At 54.1% G+C, this 5,167-nt stretch carries 2 tRNA genes and 2 rRNA genes; all 4 read right to left on the minus strand.

Going from position 1 to position 5,167, the window contains the following annotated elements:
* Positions 1-92 precede the first annotated feature (92 nt).
* The 4 genes from K6V06_RS20480 to K6V06_RS20495 all read right to left on the minus strand — a co-directional run bounded on the left by K6V06_RS20480 (position 93) and on the right by K6V06_RS20495 (position 5,027).
* A 23S ribosomal RNA gene (locus K6V06_RS20480) occupies positions 93-2,974 on the minus strand.
* A 295-nt stretch (positions 2,975-3,269) separates the two neighbouring features.
* A tRNA-Ala gene (locus tag K6V06_RS20485) sits at positions 3,270-3,345 on the minus strand.
* 10 nt (positions 3,346-3,355) lie between these two features.
* Positions 3,356-3,432 (minus strand) — tRNA-Ile (locus K6V06_RS20490).
* 63 nt (positions 3,433-3,495) lie between these two features.
* Positions 3,496-5,027 (minus strand): 16S ribosomal RNA (locus K6V06_RS20495).
* Together the 16S and 23S rRNA genes with 2 tRNA genes alongside form the textbook arrangement of a ribosomal RNA operon.
* Positions 5,028-5,167: the final 140 nt, after the last annotated feature.

Below are 5,167 nucleotides of genomic sequence, written 5' to 3' on the forward strand. Positions count from 1 at the left end.
GCACGTCCTGCGCGAATCTGGAATGTAGCAAGGTGGGTTGTGCTGTACCGGTTGGCACATTTGCAGCTCAACCAGGCAAACACACTGGTTATAGGATCAAGCCTTACGGGCAATTAGTACTGGTTAGCTTAACGCATTACTGCGCTTCCACACCCAGCCTATCAACGTCCTGGTCTCGAACGACCCTTCAAGGAGGTCAAGCCTCCAGGGAATCCTCATCTTCAGGCAAGTTTCCCGCTTAGATGCTTTCAGCGGTTATCTCTTCCGTACATAGCTACCCTGCGATGCCTCTGGCGAGACAACAGGTACACCAGCGGTACGTCCACTCCGGTCCTCTCGTACTAGGAGCAGCCCCCGTCAAGATTCCAACGCCCACGGCAGATAGGGACCAAACTGTCTCACGACGTTTTAAACCCAGCTCACGTACCTCTTTAAATGGCGAACAGCCATACCCTTGGGACCGGCTACAGCCCCAGGATGAGATGAGCCGACATCGAGGTGCCAAACACCGCCGTCGATATGAACTCTTGGGCGGTATCAGCCTGTTATCCCCAGAGTACCTTTTATCCGTTGAGCGATGGCCCTTCCATTCAGAACCACCGGATCACTATGTCCTGCTTTCGCACCTGCTCGACTTGTCGGTCTCGCAGTTAAGCACGCTTTTGCCATTGCACTTTAGGTACGATGTCCGACCGTACCAAGCGTACCTTCGAACTCCTCCGTTACACTTTGGGAGGAGACCGCCCCAGTCAAACTGCCTACCATGCACTGTCCCCGACCCGGATTCACGGGCCAAGGTTAGAACCTCAAACAAACCAGGGTGGTATTTCAAGGACGGCTCCACGAGAACTGGCGTCCTCGCTTCAAAGCCTCCCACCTATCCTACACAGATCGGTTCAAAGTCCAATGCAAAGCTGCAGTAAAGGTTCATGGGGTCTTTCCGTCTAGCCGCGGGGAGATTGCATCATCACAAACACTTCAACTTCGCTGAGTCTCGGGAGGAGACAGTGTGGCCATCGTTACGCCATTCGTGCAGGTCGGAACTTACCCGACAAGGAATTTCGCTACCTTAGGACCGTTATAGTTACGGCCGCCGTTTACCGGGACTTCAATCAAGAGCTTGCACCCCATCATTTAATCTTCCGGCACCGGGCAGGCGTCACACCCTATACGTCCACTTTCGTGTTTGCAGAGTGCTGTGTTTTTATTAAACAGTCGCAGCCACCATTTTATTGCAACCCCGTCACCCTCCTGGCGCAGGCCAGTCAAGCTACCAGGGCGTACCTTATCCCGAAGTTACGGTACCAATTTGCCGAGTTCCTTCTCCCGAGTTCTCTCAAGCGCCTTAGAATACTCATCTCGCCCACCTGTGTCGGTTTGCGGTACGGTCTCGTATGACTGAAGCTTAGAGGCTTTTCTTGGGACCACTTCCAATTGCTTCGCAGCACTAGGCCGCTCGCCCCACACCCTTGAATTGCGCGCCCGGATTTGCCTGAGCGCCTTCTCCAATGCAGGGACCGGGACTTCCAACACCCGGACAACCTTCCGCGATCCGTCCCCCCATCGCATCATACGACGGTGCAGGAATATTAACCTGCTTCCCATCAGCTACGCATCTCTGCCTCGCCTTAGGGGCCGACTCACCCTACGCCGATGAACGTTGCGTAGGAAACCTTGGGCTTACGGCGAGGGGGCCTTTCACCCCCTTTATCGCTACTCATGTCAGCATTCGCACTTCCGATACCTCCAGCATCCTTTACAAGACACCTTCACAGGCTTACGGAACGCTCTCCTACCACGCACAACAAGTGTGCGTCCGCAGCTTCGGTGACTGGCTTAGCCCCGTTACATCTTCCGCGCAGGACGACTCGATCAGTGAGCTATTACGCTTTCTTTAAAGGGTGGCTGCTTCTAAGCCAACCTCCTGACTGTTTTAGCCTTCCCACTTCGTTTCCCACTTAGCCAATCTTTGGGACCTTAGCTGGCGGTCTGGGTTGTTTCCCTCTTGACACCGGACGTTAGCACCCGATGTCTGTCTCCCGTGATTGCACTCTTCGGTATTCGGAGTTTGCTATGGCGGGGTAACCAGCAATAGGCCCCCCAACCATGACAGTGCTCTACCCCCGAAGGTGAGACACGAGGCACTACCTAAATAGTTTTCGGAGAGAACCAGCTATTTCCAGACTTGTTTAGCCTTTCACCCCTATCCACAGCTCATCCCCTAACTTTTCAACGTTAGTGGGTTCGGTCCTCCAGTACGTGTTACCGCACCTTCAACCTGGCCATGGATAGATCGTCTGGTTTCGGGTCTACACCCAGCGACTGAACGCCCTGTTCGGACTCGCTTTCGCTACGCCTTCCCTAGTCGGTTAAGCTTGCCACTGAATGTAAGTCGCTGACCCATTATACAAAAGGTACGCCGTCACCCGTTGCCAGGCTCCGACTGTTTGTATGCATGCGGTTTCAGGATCTATTTCACTCCCCTCCCGGGGTTCTTTTCGCCTTTCCCTCACGGTACTGGTTCACTATCGGTCGATCACGAGTATTTAGCCTTGGAGGATGGTCCCCCCATCTTCAGACAGGATTTCACGTGTCCCGCCCTACTTGTCGCACACCTAGTTCCACAACGATGTTTTCGCATACAGGGCTATCACCTGCTATGGCCGGGCTTTCCATCCCGTTTTGCTAACACCACTGCTAAAGAGTGCAAGGCTGATCCCATTTCGTTCGCCACTACTTTGGGAATCTCGGTTGATTTCTGTTCCTGCAGCTACTTAGATGTTTCAGTTCGCCGCGTTCGCTTCCCACACCTATGGATTCAGTGTGGGATGACCCATACGGGCCGGGTTTCCCCATTCGGACATCTCCGGATCAAAGCTTGTTTGCCAGCTCCCCGAAGCTTTTCGCAGGCTACCGCGTCCTTCATCGCCTGTGATCGCCAAGGCATCCACCACATGCACTTATTCGCTTGACCCTATAACGAGTGTGTCTACACACAGTTCGCTACAGGTTGAGTTCTCGCATTTGTGCCGTTATTCCAAGTCATCTTTCGATCACTTAAAACACTTTGGTTGATACAATCACAACCCGGTATCGCGCGATCAGATTCGATCGTCCACGCGCCTCATCAACGCGTCGCGACACCTTTACTACATTCCATTTTGTTAAAGAACAGCCGTTGCACTTGCCGTGCATCGTCTTGGCCAGCGCCAAAGGCAAACGTTCGTCATCGCTTCGCAATGAACGCTTGCCTTTGCACTGGTAGTGGGTGGTGGAGGATGACGGGATCGAACCGACGACCCCCTGCTTGCAAAGCAGGTGCTCTCCCAGCTGAGCTAATCCCCCGTCCGAAGACTGGTGGGTCTGGTAGGACTTGAACCTACGACCCCCGCCTTATCAAGACGGTGCTCTAACCACCTGAGCTACAGACCCTGGCTGTAACACTCGAACAGACCGATAAGTGTGAACGCTTGACGTTGGAGCAGAAGTGCTCGGAAAGGAGGTGATCCAGCCGCACCTTCCGATACGGCTACCTTGTTACGACTTCACCCCAGTCATGAACCCTGCCGTGGTAATCGCCCTCCTTGCGGTTAGGCTAACTACTTCTGGCAAAACCCACTCCCATGGTGTGACGGGCGGTGTGTACAAGACCCGGGAACGTATTCACCGCGGCATGCTGATCCGCGATTACTAGCGATTCCAGCTTCACGTAGTCGAGTTGCAGACTACGATCCGGACTACGATGCGTTTTCTGAGATTAGCTCCCCCTCGCGGGTTGGCAACCCTCTGTACGCACCATTGTATGACGTGTGAAGCCCTACCCATAAGGGCCATGAGGACTTGACGTCATCCCCACCTTCCTCCGGTTTGTCACCGGCAGTCTCTCTAGAGTGCTCTTGCGTAGCAACTAGAGACAAGGGTTGCGCTCGTTGCGGGACTTAACCCAACATCTCACGACACGAGCTGACGACAGCCATGCAGCACCTGTGTCCACTTTCCCTTTCGGGCACCTGATGCATCTCTGCTTCGTTAGTGGCATGTCAAGGGTAGGTAAGGTTTTTCGCGTTGCATCGAATTAATCCACATCATCCACCGCTTGTGCGGGTCCCCGTCAATTCCTTTGAGTTTTAATCTTGCGACCGTACTCCCCAGGCGGTCAACTTCACGCGTTAGCTACGTTACTGAAGAAATGAATCCCCAACAACTAGTTGACATCGTTTAGGGCGTGGACTACCAGGGTATCTAATCCTGTTTGCTCCCCACGCTTTCGTGCATGAGCGTCAGTGGCGTCCCAGGGGGCTGCCTTCGCCATCGGTATTCCTCCACATCTCTACGCATTTCACTGCTACACGTGGAATTCTACCCCCCTCTGACACACTCTAGCCTTGCAGTCACAAGCGCAATTCCCAAGTTGAGCTCGGGGATTTCACGCCTGTCTTACAAAACCGCCTGCGCACGCTTTACGCCCAGTAATTCCGATTAACGCTCGCACCCTACGTATTACCGCGGCTGCTGGCACGTAGTTAGCCGGTGCTTATTCTTCCGGTACCGTCATCCACGCCGGGTATTAGCCAGCGCGATTTCTTTCCGGACAAAAGTGCTTTACAACCCGAAGGCCTTCTTCACACACGCGGCATTGCTGGATCAGGGTTGCCCCCATTGTCCAAAATTCCCCACTGCTGCCTCCCGTAGGAGTCTGGGCCGTGTCTCAGTCCCAGTGTGGCTGATCGTCCTCTCAGACCAGCTACTGATCGTCGCCTTGGTAGGCCGTTACCCCACCAACTAGCTAATCAGACATCGGCCGCTCCTGCTGCGCGAGGCCTTACGGTCCCCCGCTTTCACCCTCAGGTCGTATGCGGTATTAGCTAATCTTTCGACTAGTTATCCCCCACAACAGGGCACGTTCCGATGTATTACTCACCCGTTCGCCACTCGCCGCCAGGCCGAAGCCCGCGCTGCCGTTCGACTTGCATGTGTAAGGCATGCCGCCAGCGTTCAATCTGAGCCAGGATCAAACTCTTCAGTTCAAATCCTTGTGGTCCCGAAGGACCTCGCTCTTTCGAGCGGTCGCTCACTCTCAGAAAACTGACTGGCTCCATCTGCTTGACACAGATAAAGCCACGTTTTGCTGTGCGAGCACTGATAACTTTTGAGCTACGCCAAAGAC

This window comes from Cupriavidus sp. AU9028 (genome assembly GCF_019795295.1).
GTDB lineage: Bacteria > Pseudomonadota > Gammaproteobacteria > Burkholderiales > Burkholderiaceae > Cupriavidus.